The following is a 20,187-nucleotide window of genomic DNA, read 5'->3' as shown; positions in this document are numbered from 1 at the left end:
GCGTTTTGTTTTGTCGTTATATTGTGTTTCCAGATATGCGCTGCACGAAATTTTCACAAAGCGTTCCAGACAATTCGCCCGCGCTCTTTGCAGTTGTCCCCGTATCCCCGCGCCTTGAATGAAAGAGTCCGACGGTGGGACAGTAATCAATGGCAATGCTGCCGTTGATCGTGCAACATTTGCGCACCGCGCACGCCCCGGGGCCTGGAATGGCCAATAGAGGGCATGGCGCCGCCGTATTTTGCAACTTCAACTTCCAATGGGTCCTAAAACGACATGGCAAACCCGGACGCCCTGAATCAGCAGCGATCTTCCACTCGCCTGCTGCAACCGACCGTCAAATCGCATCTGGCCTACACGCTGCTGTGTGCCCTGGTCATGATGGTGATGTTTTCCGTGCTGCGCCTCGCGCTGCTGGTCTACAACCGCGAGATGATCCTCGATACCCCGGCTTCGACCTTCCTCGAAGCTTTCGCCAACGGCCTGCGTTTCGACCTGCGCCTGGTGGTCTACATCTGCGTTCCGCTGGTGCTGGCACTGTTCAGTGCCCGGGCGATGGCCGCGCGCGGCTTTTTCCGTCTGTGGCTGACCGTCGCCTCGAGCATCGCGCTGTTCCTCGGCCTGATGGAGATGGACTTCTACCGTGAGTTCCACCAGCGCCTCAACGGCCTGGTGTTCCAGTACGTGAAAGAAGACCCGAAAACCGTGATGAGCATGCTCTGGTACGGTTTCCCGGTGGTGCGTTACCTGCTGGCGTGGGTCGTCGGCACCGTGATCCTGACCCTGGCCTTCAAGGGCGCCGACCGTGCAACCCGTCCACGTGGCCCGTTCAGCGGCGGCAACGTCGGTACGCGTCAGGTGGCGCCGTGGTACACGCGTCTCGCGGTATTCGTGGTCTGCCTGCTGATCTGCGTGGTGGCTGCCCGTGGCACCCTGCGTCAGGGCCCGCCGCTGCGCTGGGGTGACGTCTACACCACCGAATCGAACTTCGCCAACCAGTTGGGTCTCAACGGCACGCTGTCGCTGATCGCCGCTGCCAAGGACCGCATGGGCGAGGATCGCGACAACATCTGGAAAGCCACACTGCCGCAGGAACAGGCGCAGAAAGTGGTTCGCGAGATGCTGGTGATGCCGGACGACAAACTGGTCGATGCCGACATCGCTGCCGTGCGTCGTGACTACACGCCACCGGCCGACAAGACCCTGCCGATCAAGAACGTGGTCGTGATCCTGATGGAAAGCATGGCCGGTCACTCGGTCGGCGCCCTGGGCGCACCGGGCAACATCACGCCGTACCTCGACAAACTGTCGAAGGAAGGCCTGCTGTTCGACCGTTTCTTCTCCAACGGCACCCACACCCACCAGGGCATGTTCGCCACGATGGCGTGCTTCCCGAACCTGCCGGGCTTCGAATACCTGATGCAGACACCGGAAGGCAGCCACAAGCTGTCCGGCCTGCCGCAGTTGCTCAGTGCGCGCAAGTATGACGACGTGTATGTCTATAACGGCGACTTCGCCTGGGACAACCAGTCGGGCTTCTTCAGCAACCAGGGCATGACCAACTTCGTTGGCCGTAACGACTTCGTCAATCCGGTGTTCTCCGATCCGACCTGGGGCGTGTCCGACCAGGACATGTTCGACCGTGGTCTGCAGGAGTTGAAGGCACGGGAAAACGGCAAGCCGTTCTACGCGCTGCTGCAAACCCTGTCCAACCACACGCCGTACGCCTTGCCGACGCCATTGCCGGTGGAGCGCGTGACCGATCGTGGCAGCCTCAACGAACACCTGACCGCCATGCGTTACGCCGACTGGGCACTGGGTCAGTTCTTCGAGAAGGCGCGTAAAGAGCCGTACTTCAAGGAAACCCTGTTCGTGATCGTCGGCGACCACGGTTTCGGCAACGAGCGCCAGATCACCGAAATGGACCTGGGCCGCTTCAACGTGCCGATGCTGATGATCGCGCCGGGCATCCAGGAGAAGTTCGGCACCCGCGACCACACCGTGGGCACCCAGATCGACATCGTGCCGACCATCATGGGCCGTCTGGGTGGCGAAGTACGTCATCAGTGCTGGGGCCGCGACCTGCTGAACCTGCCGGCCGGCGACACCGGTTTCGGTGTGATCAAGCCGTCGGGCAGCGAGCAGACCACGGCCATCGTCACCGCCGACCAGATCCTGGTGCTGCCGAAAGAGAAGGAAATGGCGCCGAAGATCTACCAGTACCAACTGGGCGCGAACCCTTCTGCCGAGATCATTCCGGACGCACCGCGTACCGCCGAACTGAAGCTCAAGCTTGAAGCGTTCCTGCAAACAGCGACCAAGAGCCTGATGGACAACACTGCCGGTGTTGTCAACGGCAAGCCTGACTGATAAAACCGCTGCATGAAAAAGAGGCCCCTGAGGGCCTCTTTTTTTTGTCTTGGGGTTTTATATCCTGCCAAGTAACAGCAAGACCAGCAGCACCACCAACACCACGCCGATAATGCCCGAAGGACCATAACCCCAACTTCTGGAGTGCGGGAAGACCGGCAGACCACCGATCAGCAACAGGATCAGGATAATGATAAGAATTGTGCCCATGTCGATTTTCCTTGTTAAAAGTGTTCGAGAAGTCTTGGTGTTCAAGGGCGACTGGAGGCTAACTAATTCCAGACGGCTTACAAATTCCGACTGGTGCGAATGAAAGAAAATTCAATGTTTTTTTAATGTATTTGGGCCGCAGACTTATTTCCTTTAAGCGCAAGATCTTTTGATCCTGTATTCAGCATTCTGATGGAGCGTGGGATACCCAGGTTCCTTCGCTACACTCCGCGTATCTCCTACGAAACAACAAGGCTGTCGGCTATGCAAAATCGCATGATGATCACTGGCGCGGGTTCAGGTTTGGGTCGCGAAATCGCGCTGCGCTGGGCGCGTGAAGGCTGGCAGTTGGCTTTGTCGGATGTCAGCGAGCCCGGCCTGCTGGAAACCCTGAAACGGGTGCGTGAGGCCGGTGGCGACGGTTTCACCCAGCGTTGCGATGTGCGTGATTACAGCCAGCTCACCGCGTTTGCCCAAGCCTGTGAAGTGAAGCTGGGAGGCATCGATGTCATCGTCAACAATGCTGGTGTGGCGTCAGGCGGATTTTTCAGCGAGTTGTCGCTTGAGGATTGGGACTGGCAGATCGCGATCAACCTGATGGGCGTGGTCAAGGGCTGCAAGGCGTTCCTGCCGCTGCTGGAACAGAGCAAAGGCAAGATCATCAACATCGCCTCGATGGCGGCCTTGATGCAAGGCCCGGCGATGAGCAACTACAACGTGGCCAAGGCCGGTGTGGTGGCGTTGTCGGAAAGTTTGCTGATCGAACTGGCGCAGCAGGAAGTCAGCGTGCATGTGGTTTGCCCGTCGTTCTTTCAGACCAACTTGCTCGATTCGTTCCGTGGCCCGACGCCGGCGATGAAAGCCCAGGTCGGCAAATTGCTGGAAAGTTCGCCGATCACTGCTGCTGACATCGCTGACTATATCTATCAGCAAGTATCCGCGGGCGAGTTCATGATTCTGCCGCACGAGCAAGGGCGCATGGCCTGGGCGATCAAGCAGAAGAACCCGCAACTGATCTACAACGAAATGACCACCATGGCCGATAAAATGCGCGCCAAGGCCAAACAAACCAACGGTTGAACTTGCCCGGCGGGTATCGCGTCGTTAGGGTGGCCGCATTGGTCACCCTGTCGAGACGCATCAATGCTCAATTACCTGTGGTTCTTCCTCGCGGCGCTGTTTGAAATCGCCGGTTGTTTCGCCTTTTTCATGTGGCTGCGTCAGGGCAAAAGTGCCTTGTGGGTGATCCCGGCACTGCTCAGCCTGACCCTGTTCGCGCTGTTGTTGACCCGGGTCGAAGCGGCTTACGCCGGGCGCGCCTATGCCGCGTATGGCGGAATCTACATCGTCGCGTCGATCGGCTGGCTGGCGGTGGTCGAGCGCGTGCGCCCGCTGGGTTCGGACTGGATCGGCGTGGCGTTATGCGTGATCGGTGCCAGTGTGATTCTGTTCGGGCCGCGATTTTCCGCCGCTTGAGGCGAGACTGTTTAGCCATTTGCAGGAAACGTCTGAAGGGCGCAGCGACTCACGGTGTAGGGCAAGACTGAATTGCTCGCGACCCATTGTAGAGCGCCCGTCCGCCGCGCATCTTCAGGGCTGGCTAACCCTGAAGGACGAACTCCATGCTTGTACTCAGCCGTGTTGTGGGCGAGTTGATTTCCATCGGTGACGATATTTCCGTGCGCGTATTGTCAGTCAACGGTTCCAGCGTGCGCTTCGGCGTCGAGGCGCCGCAGAAGGTCAATGTGCACCGCTCTGAAGTTTACGAGCGGATCCAGCGCAAACAGATCAGCGAAAAGGCTCGCTGAAGTTTTCAGTCGAACAGATGCTTGGGCACATCGTGCTTGAGCATCAACTGGCATTGCTCGCTTTCCGGGTCGAAAACAATCAGCGCCTGGCCTTTGGTCAGTGCCTGGCGGACGCGCAGTACACGGGTTTCCAATGGGGTGTCATCACCGTTGTCGGTACCGTCGCGAGTGACGAAATCCTCGATCAGGCGGGTGAGGGTGTCGACTTCAAGAGCGTCGTAGGGAATCAGCATGGGCACCTCGGCTAAATCAATGGCGGGATGCTACGGCGATTACGTTATCCCCGCCAGTTTTCGTGGCGTGCCAATTCGCGAGCAGGCTCGCTCCCACATTTGGAATGCGTGTCCCCTGTGGGAGCGAGCCTGCTCGCGAAGGTGCTTGGTCTGCCAACAAGGATTCAGCTGTCCGAGCGCTGCCCCACCAGACTGTCCACCGACGGCACCCGCGTATCGCTCTCCATCTGCGTCTCATGCTCGATCTGATGACTGAAGCGATCCAGCGAAGCATTGGCCGGCGCCGCATCGCTGGCGAATACCGGCGGACTCAGAATGTACGCCCCAAGCAAACGACTGAGCGCCGCCAGACTGTCGATGTGCGTACGTTCATAACCATGGGTTGCGTCGCAGCCAAAGGCGAGCAGGGCGGTGCGGATATCGTGCCCGGCAGTCACCGCCGAATGCGCATCGCTGAAGTAATAGCGGAACAGGTCGCGCCTTACCGGCAGTTCGTTTTCGCTGGCCAGACGCAGCAAATGCCGTGACAAGTGATAGTCATAAGGGCCACCGGAATCCTGCATCGCCACGCTCACCGCGTGTTCGCTGGAATGCTGGCCCGGCGCAACCGGGGCAATATCGATGCCGACGAATTCGCTGACATCCCACGGCAATGCCGCCGCCGCGCCACTGCCGGTTTCTTCGGTGATGGTGAACAGCGGGTGACAGTCGATCATCAACTCCTGACCGCTGTCGACGATGGCCTTGAGCGAGGCCAGCAACGCGGCAACGCCAGCCTTGTCATCGAGGTGACGGGCGCTGATGTGGCCGCTCTCGGTGAACTCCGGCAGCGGGTCGAACGCCACCACGTCGCCGACGCTGATGCCCAGCGATTCGCAATCGGCCTTGGTCGCGCAGTAGGCATCCAGACGCAGTTCGACGTGATCCCAGCTGATCGGCATCTCGTCCACCGCGGTGTTGAACGCGTGCCCGGACGCCATCAGCGGCAGCACGCTGCCACGAATCACGCCGTTGTCGGTGAACAGGCTGACCCGACTGCCCTCGGCAAACCGGCTCGACCAGCAACCGACCGGGGCCAGGGTCAGACGACCGTTGTCTTTCACCGCACGCACGGCGGCGCCGATGGTATCGAGGTGCGCGGAGACAGCGCGGTCGGGGCTGTTTTTCTTGCCCTTGAGCGTGGCGCGGATCGTGCCGCGACGGGTCATCTCGAAAGGGATGCCGAGTTCTTCCAGACGCTCGGCGACGTAACGCACGATGGTGTCGGTGAACCCGGTGGGGCTGGGAATGGCGAGCATTTCCAGCAGGACTTTTTGCAGGTAGTTGAGATCCGGTTCAGGGATTTGAGTGGTCATGGAAACTCCTGATGAGTTGAGGCGCATCGATGGTTTCGATGAGGGGTGATTTAGGGTGTCTGTTGCGGCCCCTTCGCGAGCAAGCCCGCTCCCACATTTGGAATGCGTTCAACCTGTGGGAGCGGGCTTGCTCGCGAAGGCGTCAGTCCAGACGCCTCGGAATCAAGAAACAGCCGGCTGACTGTGCGGAAACAACAAATCGACAAAGCGCTCCGCCGTCGGCTGCGGCTCATGATTGGCCAGCCCCGCGCGTTCGTTGGCTTCGATAAACACGTACTCCGCTTGATCCGCCGCCGGCACCATCAGGTCGAGGCCGACCATCGGAATGTCCAGCGCTCGCGCCGCACGGACGGCGGCATCGACCAGGGTCGGATGCAGAATCGCCGTAACGTCTTCCAGCGTGCCACCGGTGTGCAGATTGGCGGTGCGGCGCACGAACAGATGTTCGCCCGCCGGCAGGATGCTGCTGTAGTCATAACCGGCCGCATGCAGGGTGCGCTGGGTTTCATGATCCAGCGGAATCTTGCTCTCGCCACTGGTGGCGGCTTGCCGACGGCGGCTCTGGGCCTCGATCAATGCACCGATCGAATGATGGCCGTCACCGACCACTTCCGCGGGACGGCGAATCGCAGCGGCCACCACTTCAAAACCGATCACCAGAATCCGCAGGTCGAGACCTTCGTGGAAGCTTTCGAGCAGCACACGGCTGTCAAAATGTTTGGCGGCTTCGATGGCCTGCTGCACCTCTTCGATGCTCTGCAGATCGACCGCCACACCCTGGCCCTGTTCGCCGTCGAGCGGCTTGACCACCACACGTTGATGCTCGTCGAGAAACGCCAGGTTGTCGTCGGCGTTACCTGCCAGTTGCTGCGAAGGCAGTTTCAGCCCGGCGGCCTTCAACACCTTGTGGGTCAGGCTCTTGTCCTGGCACAGACTCATGCTGATTGCGCTGGTCAGGTCGCTCAGCGATTCGCGGCAACGCACCCGGCGCCCACCGTGGCTGAGGGTGAACAGCCCGGCTTCGGCATCATCCACCTGCACGTCGATGCCGCGCCGATGGGCTTCCTCGACGATGATCCGCGCATAAGGGTTGAAGTTGGCTTCCGGGCCGGGACCGAGGAACAGCGTCTGGTTGATGCCGTTCTTGCGCTTGATCGCGAAGGTCGAGAGGTTGCGAAAACCGAGTTTGGCGTAGAGGTTCTTCGCCTGACGGTTGTCATGCAGCACCGACAGATCCAGATAACTCAGGCCGCGACTCATGAAGTGCTCGATCAAATGCCGCACCAGCACTTCACCGACACCGGGCCGCGAGCACTGCGGATCCACCGCCAGGCACCACAGGCTGCTGCCGTGTTCCGGATCGTTGAAGGCTTTCTGGTGATTGAGGCCCATGACGCTGCCGATCACCGCGCCGCTGTCTTCGTCTTCGGCGAGCCAATAAACCGGGCCGCCCTGATGATGCGGAGTCAGCCGCGTGGCATCGATCGGCAGCATGCCGCGTGCCTGATACAGCAGATTGATCGCCTGCCAGTCGGCTTCGCTCTGTGCGCGGCGAATGCGGAAGCCGCGAAACACGCGGGTGGCCTGGCGGTAATCGCTGAACCACAGGCGCAGGGTGTCGGAAGGGTCGAGAAACAGTTGTGTCGGTTCCAGACCGAGAATCTGCTGCGGCGCGGCGACGTACAGGGCAATATCGCGCTCGCCGGGTTGTTCGTTGAGCAGTTCCTGCGCCAGCGTCGCCGGGTCAGGAAAGGTGTGACCGATCAGCAGTCGGCCCCAGCCGCAATGCACGGCAATGGGGTCGGCGCCGAGTTCGCTGCCGTCTTCGGCCAGACGCGCCTGCAAGCGTTCATACGACGGTGTCTGACCGCGTAACAGACGTTGGTTGATCGCCGTGGCGTGAGGTTTCATCAATCAGATTCCTTGTTCACTGAGCCACAGGTTCAGGGCCGCCAGTTGCCACAGTTTCGAGCCGCGCAGCGGCGTCAGTTGGCCTTGCGGATCAGTCAGCAGTTTGTCGAGCATGGCCGGGTTGAACAGGCCGCGATCCTGACTCGGATCCAGCAGCAGTTCGCGCACCCAGTTCAGCGTGTCGCCCTGCAAATGCTTGAGGCCCGGTACCGGGAAGTAACCTTTCTTGCGGTCGATCACTTCGCTCGGAATCACCAGGCGCGCGGCTTCTTTCAACACTTGTTTGCCGCCATCGGGCAGCTTGAACTGGCCGGGAATTCGCGCCGACAGTTCCACCAGGCGATAGTCGAGAAACGGCGTGCGCGCTTCCAGGCCCCAGGCCATGGTCATGTTGTCGACGCGTTTGACCGGGTCGTCCACCAGCATCACCATGCTGTCCAGACGCAGGGCTTTATCCACCGCCGCATCAGCGCCGGGTTGTGCGAAGTGTTGCTTGACGAAGTCGCCGGCCGCGTCATTCGCGGTCAGCCATTTCGGCTGTACGGTGGCCGCGTAGTCGTCGTAGCTGCGGTCGAAGAACGCCGCGCGATAGGCTGCATACGGATCTGCTGCGCCGTCGACTTGCGGATACCAGTGATAACCGGCGAACAGCTCATCCGCGCCCTGGCCGCTCTGCACCACTTTGCAGTGCTTGGCCACTTCGCGGGACAACAGGTAGAAGGCGATGCAGTCGTGGCTGACCATCGGCTCGCTCATCGCGCGGAACGCGGCGGGCAATTGCTCGATGATCTCTTTTTCGTCGATGCGCAATTGATGGTGTTGGGTGCCGTAGTGCTTGGCGATCAGATCGGAATACTGGAATTCATCACCACGCTCGCCGCCGGCATCCTGGAAACCGATGGAAAAGGTCGACAGGTTCTCCACGCCGACTTCGCGCAGCAGGCCGACGAGCATGCTCGAATCGACACCGCCGGAGAGCAGCACACCGACATCCACCGCCGCCCGTTGCCGAATCGCTACCGCTTCACGGGTGCTGTCGAGCACACGGTCGCGCCAGTCTTCGAGCGTCAGGTTTTTCTCGTCGTCGTGTGGGCCGTAGGGCAGGGTCCACCAGGTTTTCTGTTCGGTGCGACCATCGGCTTCGACGCGCATCCAGGTCGCTGGCGGCAGCTTTTCGATGCCCGCGAGCAAGGTGCGTGGAGCCGGCACTACTGCATGGAAATTCAGGTAGTGATTGAGCGCCACCGGATCGAGGATCGGGTTGATGTCGCCGCCCTTGAGCAGCGCCGGCAGGGCCGAGGCAAAGCGCAAACGCTGGCCGGTGCGCGACAGGTACAAAGGCTTCACGCCGAGACGGTCACGGGCGATGAACAGGCGCTGGGCATCGCGCTCCCAGATGGCGAACGCGAACATGCCGTTGAGTTTCGGCAGCAGTGCTTCGCCCCAGGCGTGATAGCCCTTGAGCAGCACTTCGGTGTCACCGCCGGAATAGAACGCATAACCCAGCGCTTCGAGCTCGGCGCGCAGTTCCGGGAAGTTGTAGATCGCGCCGTTGAAGGCCAGCGACAAGCCCAATTGGCTGTCGATCATCGGCTGCGCCGAGCCATCCGACAGGTCCATGATTTTCAGGCGACGATGGCCCAGGGCAATCGGTCCTTGGGCATGGAAGCCCCACGCGTCGGGGCCGCGGGGGGCCAGGTGATGGGTGATTCGCTCAACCGCTGCAAGGTCTGCAGGTTGATGATCAAAACGTAACTCGCCAGCTAGTCCGCACATAAAGTCCTTACCGGTTTTTCCGTTGGGGAGGGGTGATTCAAGTCAGGCCAAAATGGCCGCTACTCAGAAACTGACCCGCTGCAGATGTGGGAGTTTTAGAACGATGAGTTATAAGAGGGGGCGACTGACCAGCGGCCAGTCGCGATTTTTCATTTGCCGCGAATCAACGTGCGCAGTGCAAAACGATTGGGGTGGCAGGCTTCGGCGACGCTTCTGGGCAGTGGCAGCGGCTCGTTGTCCAGCCACGCCGCGAGCAGTTCGCCAGACAGCGGCGCGGTGATCAGCCCGCGTGAACCGTGGCCGCTGTTGACGTACAGGCCATCGAGCCACGGGCAGGCGATGTCCGGCACTTGTCGTGCATCCTTGCTCAACGCGGCATAGGCCTGAGCGAAAGCTGCGCGGTCGGCAAGCGGGCCGACGATCGGCAGGTAGTCGGGGCTGGTGCAGCGGAACGCGGCGCGTCCCTCCAGTGTTTCCGGGGGCAGTTCATCGACGTGCAGGCGCGCCACCAGATCGCTGGAAATCTCTTCGAGCATCGCCAGATTGCCGAGGTGTTCGGCGGTGGTCGGGGTCAAGTCGTCACTGTTGAAGTCGAAACTCGCGCCGAGTGTGTGTTCGCCCAAGCGAGCCGGCGCGACATAACCTTCGGCGCAGACCACGGTGCGCAGCGCCTGACTCTCGGCAGTTTGCGGCAGGCGCGTGATCTGCCCGCGGATGCGTTTGAGCGGCAGCTCGGCACTTTGCGCAAAGCGTTTTATTTCCGCAGCACCGGCTAATACCACGACCGGGGCGCTGGCGAGCAGGCGGTCGCCGTCGAAGGCTTGCCACTGATCATCGACCTTGCGCAGTTCCAGCACGTCGTGATGCTTGAGCAGTTCGATGTTCGCTTGCGCGGCTTGTGCCTGGCACAGCGCCGGCGGATGCACCCAGCCGCCTTCGGGGTAGAACAGCCCGCCATGGGCCACGGCGATACCGGCCTGAGTTTCGGCCTGGGGCTGATCAAGCCAGTGCACCAGATCCTCCGGGAACGCCGCGGCAAGTTGTGCCTGACGCTCGGCTTCCTTGGTATTGAAGGCCAGTTGCAGCACACCGCAATCGTCCCAGTCGGTGCCGCGTTGCAGGGTTTCCAGCAGACGGCGGGTGTAGCCGAAACCGCTGACGATCAGTTGCGACAACGCGGTGCCGTGGGCCGACAATTTCAGATAGAGCACGCCCTGCGGATTGCCCGACGCCTCCTGCGCCACGGCCTCGTGACGCTCCAGCAGGCTGACTTGCCAGCCGCGTGCGGCGAGGCTGGCAGCGGTCGCACAACCGGCCAACCCGGCGCCGATCACCAGCGCGCGGCGTTCGCCGGTCAGCGGGGCAGGGCGGGCAAACCACGGTTTGTCCGGCAGCGGTGGCGCGACGTCCTGTGGCCAGCCGAGAAACTCGCCACGCAGGATTTCCCATTTGTGGCCGATGCCCGGGGTGCGCTTCATCTTGAACCCGGCGGCGTTGAGCAAGCGTCGCACCCAACCGGTGCTGGTGAAGGTGCTGATGGTCGAGCCGGGCGCGGCCAGCCGCGCCAGTTCGGCGAACAGTTCGGCGGTCCACATGTCGGGGTTTCTCGCCGGGGCGAAACCGTCGAGAAACCACGCGTCGATCTGCGCATCGAGTTGCGGCAGTTGTTCCAGCGCATCGCCGATCAGCAGCGTCAGCGTGACCCGGCCATTACCCAGAATGATCCGCTGAAAGCCCTGATGGATCGCCACGTAATGCGTCAACAACTGATCGGCCAGCGGCTTCAGATCCGGCCACAAGGCCAGTGCCCGTTGCAGATCCGCCGGGCTCAGCGGGTACTTTTCGACGCTGACAAAATGCAGCCGCGCACCGGCCACCGCGTGCTGCTCGAACAGCTGCCAGGCGCAGAGAAAATTCAGCCCGGTGCCGAAGCCGGTTTCGCCGATCACCAGTCGACCATTGGCCGGCAGCGCGGCAAAACGCTCGGCCAGACGGTTCTGTTCGAGGAACACGTAGCGGGTTTCATCCAGCCCCGACTGGTCGGAAAAATACACATCATCGAACACCCGCGAGCGCGGACGTCCGTGGTCATCCCAGTCAAGTTGGGCGTGGGGCAATACAGGTTTCATGGCAGGCTCGGCAACGACAAGGCGGCCATTCTAGCTGATCGGGCGCAGGGTGCTTGATCCATGGCAAGGCTGGGTTGAGGGGGTTCAAGGACAATTCACTGTTTGTGGCTGAAAGTGAGCTTTTCTGTGGCGAGGGAGCTTGCTCCCGCTCGGCTGCGCAGCAGTCGTAAAGCCGGCGCACGCGGGTTAACTGGAGTAACCGGGGTGAAAGGTTTTTCGGGTTGCTGCGCAACCCAGCGGGAGCAAGCTCCCTCGCCACAGGGTTCGTTCCTTCAGCTTGTTGTGGTGGGGAATTTCTGCCCTGCATCTGTGCCCAATCCGCTAGTCTTGCTGAATCCTGGAAGGAGCCGTCCCCATGTTTGAATCCGCCGAAATCGGCCATGCCATCGACAAAGAGACTTACGACGCGGCGGTGCCTGCGCTGCGTGAAGCACTGCTGGAAGCGCAGTTCGAGTTGCAGCAGCAGAAACGTTTTCCGGTGATCGTGTTGATCAACGGCATCGAGGGCGCCGGCAAGGGCGAGACCGTCAAGTTGCTCAACGAGTGGATGGACCCGCGCCTGATCGAGGTGCGCACCTTCGATCAGCAGACTGACGAAGAACTGGCGCGGCCACCCGCGTGGCGTTACTGGCGGATGCTGCCGGCCAAGGGCCGGATGGGGATTTTCTTCGGCAACTGGTACAGCCAGATGCTCCAGGGCCGGGTCCACGGTCTGTTCAAGGATCCACGGCTGGATCAGGCAATCAACGCCGCCGAGCGTCTGGAAAAGATGCTCTGCGATGAAGGCGCGCTGATCTTCAAGTTCTGGTTCCACCTGTCGAAGAAACAGATGAAGGCGCGGCTCAAGGCGCTGGCCGATGATCCACTGCACAGTTGGCGCATCAGTCCGTTGGACTGGCAGCAATCGCAGACTTACGACAAGGTCGTCAAATACGGCGAGCGCGTGTTGCGCCGTACCAGTCGCGACTATGCACCGTGGCACATCATCGAAGGGATGGACGCCAATTACCGCAGCCTCGCGGTCGGCAAGATTCTGCTCGAAGGTCTGCAGAACGCCCTCAAGCGTCCGCAAGTAGAGGCCGATGAGGTCAATGCCGCGCCGCTGAGCACGGCTGTCGATCAGTTGAACCTGCTCGACAGTCTTGATCTGACCCAGCGTCTGGAAAAGAAAGACTATGAAGAACAATTGATCACCGAGCAGGCGCGGCTGTCCGGGCTGATGCGCGATAAACGCATGCGCCGTCACGCCTTGGTGGCGGTGTTCGAAGGCAACGACGCGGCGGGCAAGGGCGGGGCGATTCGGCGGGTGGCGGCGGCGCTCGATCCGCGTCAGTACAACATCGTGCCGATTGCCGCGCCGACCGAAGAGGAGCGCGCGCAACCGTATCTGTGGCGCTTCTGGCGACACCTGCCGGCACGGGGCAAATTCACCGTGTTCGACCGTTCCTGGTATGGCCGGGTGCTGGTCGAGCGGATCGAGGGCTTTTGCAGTCCGGCCGACTGGCTGCGGGCCTACAGCGAGATCAACGACTTCGAAGAGCAGATCGCCGACGCCGGGGTGATCGTCGTCAAGTTCTGGCTGGCGATCGACAAGGAGACGCAGATGGAGCGTTTTCAGGCCCGGGAGCAGATCCCCTTCAAGCGCTTCAAGATTACCGAGGACGACTGGCGCAATCGCGAAAAGTGGGATGCCTACCGCGCCGCCGTGGGCGACATGGTCGACCGCACCAGCACCGAGATCTCGCCGTGGACGCTGGTCGAGGCCAATGACAAGCGCTGGGCCCGGGTAAAGGTGCTGCGCACGATCAACCGGGCGCTCGAAGAGGCGTTCGCGAAGTCCGACAAGCACGCGAAAAAACACAAGGACTGAAGCGATGGACGCGCATACGCGGGGTGAATGATTGTCGCGGTCGGCGGCAGGGTGGACTTATGCTCGGTTCACTCTCCTGCGACAACAACAATTGAGGTATGCCATGCGTGAAGTGGTGATCGTCGACAGCGTGCGGACCGGCCTGGCCAAGTCCTTTCGCGGCAAGTTCAACCAGACCCGTCCCGACGACATGGCGGCCCATTGCGTCAACGCGCTGCTGTCGCGCAACGACGTCGATCCGGCCAGCGTCGAGGATTGCATCGTCGGTGCCGGCTCCAACGAGGGTGCGCAGGGTTACAACATCGGGCGCAACGTCGCGGTGTTGTCGCGTCTGGGCACTGGTGTTGCCGGCATGACCCTTAATCGCTTTTGCTCCTCGGGGTTGCAGGCGATCGCGATTGCCGCCAACCAGATCGCTTCCGGTTGCAGCGACATCATTGTTGCCGGTGGCGTCGAGTCGATCAGCCTGACCCTCAAGAGCGTCAACACCGATCACCTGATCAACCCGCTGCTCAAGCAGCAGGTGCCGGGCATCTACTACACGATGGGCCAGACCGCGGAAGTGGTCGCGCGCCGTTATGGCGTCAGCCGCGAGGCACAGGATCGTTACGCGCTGCAAAGCCAACTGCGCACCGCCCAGGCGCAGGCGGCCGGGCTGTTCGATGATGAAATCGTGCCGATGGCGGTCAAGTATCGGGTCGAGGACAAGAACAGTGGCGATGTACAGATCCTCGACGGCATCGTCGATCGCGACGACTGCAACCGCCCGGATACCACTTATGAAAGCCTCGCCGGGCTGAAACCGGTGTTTGCCGAGGACGGCTCGGTAACGGCCGGCAACTCGTCGCAGCTGTCGGACGGCGCGTCGATGACCCTGGTGATGAGCCTGGAAAAAGCCCTGCAACTGGGACTCAAACCGAAGGCGTTTTTCCGTGGCTTCACCGTGGCCGGTTGCGAGCCGGACGAAATGGGCATCGGCCCGGTGTTCTCGGTGCCGAAACTGCTCAAGGCCAAGGGCTTGCAAGTGGCGGATATTGATCTGTGGGAGCTGAACGAGGCGTTTGCTTCGCAATGCCTGTATGCCCGCGATCGTCTGGAGATCGATAACAGCAAGTACAACGTCAATGGCGGCTCGATTTCCATCGGCCACCCGTTCGGCATGACCGGGTCGCGGCAGGTCGGGCATCTGGTGCGCGAGTTGCAGCGGCGTGATTTGCGTTACGGCATTGTGACCATGTGCGTGGGGGGCGGGATGGGGGCGACGGGGTTGTTTGAGGCGGTGCGCTGACCCTGCAGATTTGTATTGCCTGTCAGGATGCCTTCGCGAGCAAGCCCGCTCCCACATTGGTACGGTGTACACCGATCAAAATGTGGGAGCGGGCTTGCTCGCGAAGGCTTCAACTCGGTTCATCGGTTGGAATCCACACCCTGCATCCGCGCGATATACGCCTGAATTTCCTGCTCAGCCTTTTCGGCGCTGTCGAACGGCCCCTCAAGGGTGTTCTCCCGCGTGCAGAAAAACAGCTCTCCATTGACCCGACACATCCGCTCGCTGCGAAAGTGTGTGGCGGGGGCGCTGTCCTGGGCGCGCATTCCGTACATGATCCGGCTCCTTGAGTGATCCGTTGCAGGGATCCAATCAGCTTATGCCTGAAGCACTTGGCGCGCCTCACCAGCCGATCAACGGCAAAGCGTCAATTTAATGCTGCGACCTGCACAGTTTCATTAGCGGCCTGGCCCGAACTGTCCCTGTGTTGCATCTGGCGCCGGGCCTAGAATGATCGCTCTCGTCAGCAGGCATTGGGGTTCGCATGCACATTTCATCCGGTCGCTGGGTCTACGGTCTGTTCCTGGCACTGCTGACGGCGGTTTTGTGGGGCATCCTGCCGATCAAGCTCAAGCAGGTGCTGCTGGTGATGGACCCGATCACGGTGACCTGGTTTCGCCTGTTGGTGTCGGGTGGCTGCCTGTTCATCTACCTGGCGGCCACACGCCGCCTGCCGAGCCGCAAAATGCTCGGTCCCCGAGGCGGCTGGCTGGTGTTGATGGCGGTGCTCGGGCTGGTAGGCAACTACGTGCTGTACCTGATGGGCCTCAATCTGCTCAGCCCCGGCACCGCGCAACTGGTGGTGCAGATGGGGCCGATCATGTTGCTGATTGCCAGTCTGTTCGTATTCAAGGAGCGCTTCAGCATCGGTCAGGGCATGGGGCTGGCGGTGTTGCTGATCGGCTTCGTGCTGTTCTTCAACCAACGGCTGGCCGAATTGCTCACCTCGTTGTCGGACTATACCGCCGGCGTATTGCTGGTGCTGTTGGCCTCGACGGTTTGGACCTTCTATGCGCTGGGCCAGAAGCAATTGCTCACGGTGTGGAATTCGTTGCAGGTGATGATGGTGATCTACCTGTTCTGCGCGCTGTTGCTGACACCGTGGGTGCATCCGCTCGAAGCACTGGAACTGAGCCCGGTGCAGGGCTGGCTGCTGCTGGCGTGCTGCATGAATACCCTGATTGCCTATGGCGCATTTGCCGAGGCGCTGGCGCACTGGGAGGCTTCACGGGTCAGTGCGACGCTGGCGATCACGCCGCTGGTGACCTTTGGCGCGGTAGCGATTGCCGCCGGGGTGTGGCCGGAATATGTGCATGCCGAGCAGATCAATGGACTGGGTTATGGCGGAGCGGTGCTGGTGGTGCTGGGGTCGGCGCTGGTGGCGTTGGGGCCGTCGTTGATTGCCGGGTTGAAGGCGCGGCGGATGAAGATGGCTGCCAGTTAAACCGCGTTGGCCTTATTCGCGAGCAAGCTCGCTCCCACAATTGACCGCGATCCCATGTCAGGAATGCGATCGAATGTGGGAGCGAGCTTGCTCGCGAAGGCGGCCTGTCAGGCGCTACAAATCTCAGCCCTTGGCGCCAGCCTCGATCATGTTCTCCGGCCGCACCCAGGCATCGAACTCTTCACTGGTCAGATACCCCAGCTGCAGCGCCGCCTTGCGCAATGTCAGGCCTTCACCGTAAGCCTTCTTGGCGATTTCCGCCGACTTGTCGTAACCGATGTGCGGATTCAGCGCGGTCACCAGCATCAGACCGCGTTCCAGGTGCTGGGCCATGACCTGCGCGTCCGGTTCAAGACCGGCGATGCAGTGCTGCTGGAAGTTGCTGCAGCCATCGGCGAGCAGGCGGATCGATTGCAGCACATTGTGGATGATCACCGGTTTGTAGACGTTCAGTTGCAGGTGACCCTGACTCGCCGCGATGCCGATGGTGACATCGTTGCCCAACACCTGACAGGCCAGCATCGACAGCGCTTCGCACTGGGTCGGGTTGACCTTGCCGGGCATGATTGAACTGCCCGGCTCGTTGGCCGGCAGCCTCACTTCGGCCAAACCTGCGCGAGGACCGGAGCCGAGCAGACGCAGGTCGTTGGCGATTTTCATCAGCGCCACGGCGAGGGTCTTCAGGGCGCCGGACAGGCTGGTCAGCGGCTCATGCCCGGCCAGCGCGGCAAACTTGTTCGGCGCGGTGACGAACGGCAGACCGGACAGCGCGGCGAGTTCTGCAGCAATCGCTTCGCCAAAGCCGTGCGGCGAATTCAGACCGGTGCCGACGGCAGTGCCGCCCTGCGCCAGTTCACACACCGCCGGCAGTGCGGCGCGAATCGCCCGTTCGGCGTAATCCAGCTGCGCGATGAACCCTGACAGCTCCTGACCGAAGGTGATCGGCGTCGCATCCATCATGTGCGTGCGGCCGGTCTTCACCAGTTTCATATGACGTGCGGCCAGTTCGGCCAGGCCGCCGGACAGCTCGGCGATCGCCGGCAGCAATTGCTCCTGCACGGCTTTGGCGGTGGCGATGCTCATGGCGGTGGGGAAGCAGTCGTTGGAGCTTTGCGAGCGGTTGACGTGATCGTTCGGGTGCACCGGCGACTTGCCGCCGCGCGGGTTGCCGGCCAGCTCGTTGGCACGGCCGGCGATCACTTCGTTGACGTTCATGTTGCTCTGGGTGCCGCTGCCGGTCTGCCAGACCACCAGCGGAAACTGGTCGTCATGCTGACCGTCGAGCACTTCGTCGGCGGCTTGTTCGATCAGGCGGGCGATGTCGGCGGGCAAATCGCCGTTGCGGTCGTTGACCCGGGCAGCGGCTTTCTTGATCAGGGCCAGGGCGTGCAGGACCGGCAGCGGCATGCGTTCCTGACCGATGGCGAAGTTGATCAGCGAGCGTTGCGTCTGAGCACCCCAGTAGGCGTCGTCCGGGACTTCGATCTGGCCCAGGCTGTCGGTTTCGATACGGCTCATCGTGCACACTCCTGTTGGTCTGTTTGCGCAGTTTAGGCCCGGTCGGGGCCAGGTGGTTCCATCGAGCTGATTGTTGACCGCTGCGGCATGGCCAATCAAGCGCGGCAAGGCTCGGGGGTTGAGCCGTGGCGTTATTCAGGCGCAGAATGGGCGCCCTTGGGGTTTTACCTCGCCTGCTAGAAAAGGAAACTCGATGACTCGTCTTCGTGCCATCTGTACCGCGGTTGCACTGGTTTGCGCCAGCGGCCAGGTGCTTGCCGATACCGCCAGCCACAACGCCAGTGCCGAAGCTTTCCTGACCCTGGCGCACGCGGACAAACTGGGTACGCCGGTTTACATGCAAGTGCAGCAAATGTTCGCCCAGCGCTTTGAACAGACCAAAGCCCCGGAATCCAAGAAAGCCGTACTGGAAACCTACCAGGCCAAGGCCAATGCCGCTCTGGACCAGGCCATCGGCTGGAACAAGCTCAAGCCTGACATGGTCAAGCTCTACACCAGCAACTTCAGCGAATCCGAGCTGAAAGATCTGGTCGCGTTCTACCAGTCGCCACTGGGCAAGAAAGTCCTGGAAAAAATGCCGCAGCTGACCCAGCAATCGGCCCAGATGACCCAGGCCAAGCTGGAAAGCGCCGTGCCGGTGGTCAACAAGCTGCTCGACGACATGACCAACGAGCTGGCACCGAAAGGCGCAGCCCCGGCCAAGAAGAAGTAAGCGGAGTTCGTGATGACCATGCAACAACGCATCGAATCGACGCTGGGCCTGCTGCAGCCTGAGCATCTGCAAGTGCTGGACGAAAGCCACATGCACAGTCGCGGGTTACAGACGCACTTCAAGGCAGTGGTGGTCAGCGCGCAGTTCGAAGGCCTGAACCGGGTCAAGCGCCACCAGAAAGTCTACGGCACGCTCGGCGAGCTGATGGGCGAGTTCCATGCGTTGGCGCTGCACACCTACACCCCGCAGGAATGGGCAGAAGTCGGCGCCGCCCCGGCGTCGCCGACCTGTGCCGGCGGTAGCAAACACTGAGGATTGCGAGGGCTGCTGTGGCGAGGGAGCTTGCTCCCGCTGGAGTGCGCAGCACTCCCAAGATCCGAGTTTTGCGACTGCTTCGCAGCCGAGCGGGAGCAAGCTCCCTCGCCACAGGGTTTCGTCAGATCCTAAAACTGCTGTGTTTTTGCTAGAATCCGCAACGCGCCGCTCAGCCGGCGCGTTTTTTTTGAATCCGGTTCACCCTTTGCGAGGGTAGCCACCTGGAGAATTACCCATGACACAACCGATTGTCGTGGCGGCACTGTATAAGTTCGTCACCCTCGAAGATTACGTCAACCTGCGCGAGCCACTGCTGCAAGCGATGGTCGACAACGGTATCAAAGGCACCCTGCTGATCGCCGAAGAAGGCATCAACGGCACCGTGTCCGGCAGCCGCGAAGGCATCGATGGCCTGCTCGCCTGGCTGAAGAACGACCCGCGCATGATCGACATCGATCACAAAGAGTCGTATTGCGACGAGCAGCCGTTCTACCGCACCAAGGTCAAGCTGAAGAAAGAGATCGTCACCCTCGGCGTCGAAGGCGTGGACCCGAACAAAAAGGTCGGCACCTACGTCGAGCCGCAGGACTGGAACGCGCTGATCAGCGACCCGGAAGTGCTGCTGATCGACACCCGCAACGACTACGAAGTGTCGATCGGCACCTTCGAAGGCGCCATCGATCCGAAAACCACCAGTTTTCGCGAATTCCCTGATTACATCAAAGAACACTTCGACCCGGCCGTGCACAAGAAGGTCGCGATGTTCTGCACCGGCGGCATTCGCTGCGAGAAAGCCTCCAGCTACATGCTGGGCGAGGGTTTCGAAGAGGTTTACCACCTCAAGGGTGGCATCCTGAAGTACCTCGAAGAAGTGCCGCAGGAAGAAACCAAGTGGCAGGGCGACTGCTTCGTGTTCGACAACCGGGTGACCGTGCGTCACGACCTCAGCGAAGGCGACTACGATCAATGTCATGCCTGCCGCACACCGGTCAGTGTTGAAGATCGTGCTTCCGAACATTACGTGGCCGGCATCAGCTGCCCGCATTGCTGGGACAAGCTGAGCGAGAAAACCCGCCGCAGCGCCATCGATCGGCAGAAGCAGATCGAACTGGCCAAGGCGCGCAACATGCCGCACCCGATCGGCTACAACTATAAACAAGCATCCACCGAGGCTTAATCATGTCTGCGCGCCTGCTCTATGTGATGGAT

Annotated in this window: 18 protein-coding genes; 10 read left to right on the top strand and 8 right to left on the bottom strand. The window is 61.2% G+C overall.

All coding sequences use genetic code 11. The features are described 5' to 3' along the window. Positions 1-276: 276 nt before the first annotated feature. On the top strand, positions 277-2,370 hold the full coding sequence (locus ACVHNU_RS16755) for an LTA synthase family protein (RefSeq protein ID WP_103521835.1): 2,094 nt from the start codon (positions 277-279) through the stop codon (positions 2,368-2,370). A 57-nt stretch (positions 2,371-2,427) separates the two neighbouring features. On the opposite strand, the gene ACVHNU_RS16750 is transcribed toward ACVHNU_RS16755, so the two are convergent. Continuing rightward, complete coding sequence (locus ACVHNU_RS16750) at positions 2,428-2,586, bottom strand: DUF3309 family protein (RefSeq protein WP_169432680.1); 159 nt, start codon at positions 2,584-2,586, stop codon at positions 2,428-2,430. Between the two features lie 258 nt (positions 2,587-2,844). On the opposite strand from ACVHNU_RS16750, the gene ACVHNU_RS16745 reads away from it, so the two are divergent. The 3 genes from ACVHNU_RS16745 (at position 2,845) to csrA (ending at position 4,388) form a co-directional block, all read left to right on the top strand. Then, positions 2,845-3,660 carry an SDR family oxidoreductase gene (locus ACVHNU_RS16745; RefSeq protein ID WP_003226958.1) on the top strand — a complete coding sequence of 272 codons (816 nt, stop codon included), beginning with the start codon at positions 2,845-2,847 and terminating at the stop codon, positions 3,658-3,660. A 63-nt stretch (positions 3,661-3,723) separates the two neighbouring features. After that, positions 3,724-4,056, top strand: coding sequence for a YnfA family protein (locus tag ACVHNU_RS16740; RefSeq protein WP_003226957.1), 333 nt, complete (start codon positions 3,724-3,726; stop codon positions 4,054-4,056). 146 nt (positions 4,057-4,202) lie between these two features. Then, positions 4,203-4,388, top strand: a complete 186-nt coding sequence (gene csrA / locus ACVHNU_RS16735; protein WP_003226955.1) for a carbon storage regulator CsrA — start codon at positions 4,203-4,205, stop codon at positions 4,386-4,388. A 5-nt stretch (positions 4,389-4,393) separates the two neighbouring features. Here csrA and ACVHNU_RS16730 read toward each other — a convergent pair whose 3' ends face one another. The 5 genes from ACVHNU_RS16730 to mnmC all read right to left on the bottom strand — a co-directional run bounded on the left by ACVHNU_RS16730 (position 4,394) and on the right by mnmC (position 11,792). Next, positions 4,394-4,621: a YheU family protein gene (locus ACVHNU_RS16730; RefSeq protein WP_003192759.1), complete on the bottom strand. Its 228-nt coding sequence runs from the start codon at positions 4,619-4,621 to the stop codon at positions 4,394-4,396. 164 nt (positions 4,622-4,785) lie between these two features. After that, complete coding sequence (locus tag ACVHNU_RS16725; protein ID WP_003226953.1) at positions 4,786-5,976, bottom strand: osmoprotectant NAGGN system M42 family peptidase; 1,191 nt, start codon at positions 5,974-5,976, stop codon at positions 4,786-4,788. Positions 5,977-6,138: 162 nt separating this feature from the next. After that, on the bottom strand, positions 6,139-7,887 hold the full coding sequence (gene ngg, locus ACVHNU_RS16720; RefSeq protein ID WP_108588841.1) for an N-acetylglutaminylglutamine synthetase: 1,749 nt from the start codon (positions 7,885-7,887) through the stop codon (positions 6,139-6,141). A 3-nt stretch (positions 7,888-7,890) separates the two neighbouring features. Next, positions 7,891-9,663: an N-acetylglutaminylglutamine amidotransferase gene (locus ACVHNU_RS16715; RefSeq protein ID WP_473017868.1), complete on the bottom strand. Its 1,773-nt coding sequence runs from the start codon at positions 9,661-9,663 to the stop codon at positions 7,891-7,893. Between the two features lie 149 nt (positions 9,664-9,812). Further along, entirely contained in the window at positions 9,813-11,792 is a 1,980-nt protein-coding gene (gene mnmC / locus ACVHNU_RS16710) for a bifunctional tRNA (5-methylaminomethyl-2-thiouridine)(34)-methyltransferase MnmC2/FAD-dependent 5-carboxymethylaminomethyl-2-thiouridine(34) oxidoreductase MnmC1 (protein ID WP_473017867.1), read from the bottom strand. Positions 11,793-12,147: 355 nt separating this feature from the next. On the opposite strand from mnmC, the gene pap reads away from it, so the two are divergent. Continuing rightward, positions 12,148-13,662, top strand: a complete 1,515-nt coding sequence (pap, locus tag ACVHNU_RS16705; protein WP_201136897.1) for a polyphosphate:AMP phosphotransferase — start codon at positions 12,148-12,150, stop codon at positions 13,660-13,662. 103 nt (positions 13,663-13,765) lie between these two features. Then, positions 13,766-14,950: a thiolase family protein gene (locus ACVHNU_RS16700; RefSeq protein ID WP_473017866.1), complete on the top strand. Its 1,185-nt coding sequence runs from the start codon at positions 13,766-13,768 to the stop codon at positions 14,948-14,950. 119 nt (positions 14,951-15,069) lie between these two features. Here ACVHNU_RS16700 and ACVHNU_RS16695 read toward each other — a convergent pair whose 3' ends face one another. Beyond that, on the bottom strand, positions 15,070-15,264 hold the full coding sequence (locus ACVHNU_RS16695) for a DUF6316 family protein (RefSeq protein WP_003226944.1): 195 nt from the start codon (positions 15,262-15,264) through the stop codon (positions 15,070-15,072). Between the two features lie 209 nt (positions 15,265-15,473). Here ACVHNU_RS16695 and ACVHNU_RS16690 point away from each other — a divergent pair, with 209 nt between their 5' ends. Beyond that, complete coding sequence (locus ACVHNU_RS16690; protein ID WP_103521653.1) at positions 15,474-16,433, top strand: DMT family transporter; 960 nt, start codon at positions 15,474-15,476, stop codon at positions 16,431-16,433. A 123-nt stretch (positions 16,434-16,556) separates the two neighbouring features. Here ACVHNU_RS16690 and ACVHNU_RS16685 read toward each other — a convergent pair whose 3' ends face one another. Beyond that, complete coding sequence (locus ACVHNU_RS16685; protein WP_473017865.1) at positions 16,557-17,951, bottom strand: class II fumarate hydratase; 1,395 nt, start codon at positions 17,949-17,951, stop codon at positions 16,557-16,559. Between the two features lie 193 nt (positions 17,952-18,144). On the opposite strand from ACVHNU_RS16685, the gene ACVHNU_RS16680 reads away from it, so the two are divergent. From ACVHNU_RS16680 to trhO, 3 genes are all read left to right on the top strand, one after another. Next, positions 18,145-18,663 (top strand): DUF2059 domain-containing protein, encoded by a 519-nt coding sequence (locus ACVHNU_RS16680; protein WP_003226938.1) that lies wholly within the window; start codon positions 18,145-18,147, stop codon positions 18,661-18,663. Positions 18,664-18,675: 12 nt separating this feature from the next. After that, positions 18,676-18,975, top strand: a complete 300-nt coding sequence (locus ACVHNU_RS16675; RefSeq protein WP_003226935.1) for a BolA family protein — start codon at positions 18,676-18,678, stop codon at positions 18,973-18,975. Positions 18,976-19,213: 238 nt separating this feature from the next. Beyond that, a complete protein-coding gene (gene trhO / locus ACVHNU_RS16670) occupies positions 19,214-20,155 on the top strand; it encodes an oxygen-dependent tRNA uridine(34) hydroxylase TrhO (RefSeq protein WP_108592511.1) in 942 nt (313 codons plus the stop codon). Positions 20,156-20,187: the final 32 nt, after the last annotated feature.

Source organism: Pseudomonas sp. Ors-4-3C, assembly GCF_055755035.1.
Note: the sequence above shows the minus strand (reverse complement) of the source record. Positions and strands in the feature narration are given on the sequence as shown.

Excerpts from the sequence above, each read along its gene's own strand:
- ngg (WP_108588841.1), bottom strand. The coding sequence starts at position 7,887 with ATGAAACCTCACGCCACGGCGATCAACCAACGTCTGTTACGCGGTCAG.
- ACVHNU_RS16685 (WP_473017865.1), bottom strand. The coding sequence starts at position 17,951 with ATGAGCCGTATCGAAACCGACAGCCTGGGCCAGATCGAAGTCCCGGAC.
- ACVHNU_RS16745 (WP_003226958.1), top strand. The coding sequence starts at position 2,845 with ATGCAAAATCGCATGATGATCACTGGCGCGGGTTCAGGTTTGGGTCGC.
- ACVHNU_RS16690 (WP_103521653.1), top strand. The coding sequence starts at position 15,474 with ATGCACATTTCATCCGGTCGCTGGGTCTACGGTCTGTTCCTGGCACTG.
- trhO (WP_108592511.1), top strand. The coding sequence starts at position 19,214 with ATGACACAACCGATTGTCGTGGCGGCACTGTATAAGTTCGTCACCCTC.
- ACVHNU_RS16715 (WP_473017868.1), bottom strand. The coding sequence starts at position 9,663 with ATGTGCGGACTAGCTGGCGAGTTACGTTTTGATCATCAACCTGCAGAC.
- ACVHNU_RS16680 (WP_003226938.1), top strand. The coding sequence starts at position 18,145 with ATGACTCGTCTTCGTGCCATCTGTACCGCGGTTGCACTGGTTTGCGCC.
- ACVHNU_RS16740 (WP_003226957.1), top strand. The coding sequence starts at position 3,724 with ATGCTCAATTACCTGTGGTTCTTCCTCGCGGCGCTGTTTGAAATCGCC.
- csrA (WP_003226955.1), top strand. The coding sequence starts at position 4,203 with ATGCTTGTACTCAGCCGTGTTGTGGGCGAGTTGATTTCCATCGGTGAC.
- ACVHNU_RS16700 (WP_473017866.1), top strand. The coding sequence starts at position 13,766 with ATGCGTGAAGTGGTGATCGTCGACAGCGTGCGGACCGGCCTGGCCAAG.
- ACVHNU_RS16695 (WP_003226944.1), bottom strand. The coding sequence starts at position 15,264 with ATGTACGGAATGCGCGCCCAGGACAGCGCCCCCGCCACACACTTTCGC.
- mnmC (WP_473017867.1), bottom strand. The coding sequence starts at position 11,792 with ATGAAACCTGTATTGCCCCACGCCCAACTTGACTGGGATGACCACGGA.
- ACVHNU_RS16755 (WP_103521835.1), top strand. The coding sequence starts at position 277 with ATGGCAAACCCGGACGCCCTGAATCAGCAGCGATCTTCCACTCGCCTG.
- pap (WP_201136897.1), top strand. The coding sequence starts at position 12,148 with ATGTTTGAATCCGCCGAAATCGGCCATGCCATCGACAAAGAGACTTAC.
- ACVHNU_RS16675 (WP_003226935.1), top strand. The coding sequence starts at position 18,676 with ATGACCATGCAACAACGCATCGAATCGACGCTGGGCCTGCTGCAGCCT.
- ACVHNU_RS16730 (WP_003192759.1), bottom strand. The coding sequence starts at position 4,621 with ATGCTGATTCCCTACGACGCTCTTGAAGTCGACACCCTCACCCGCCTG.
- ACVHNU_RS16725 (WP_003226953.1), bottom strand. The coding sequence starts at position 5,976 with ATGACCACTCAAATCCCTGAACCGGATCTCAACTACCTGCAAAAAGTC.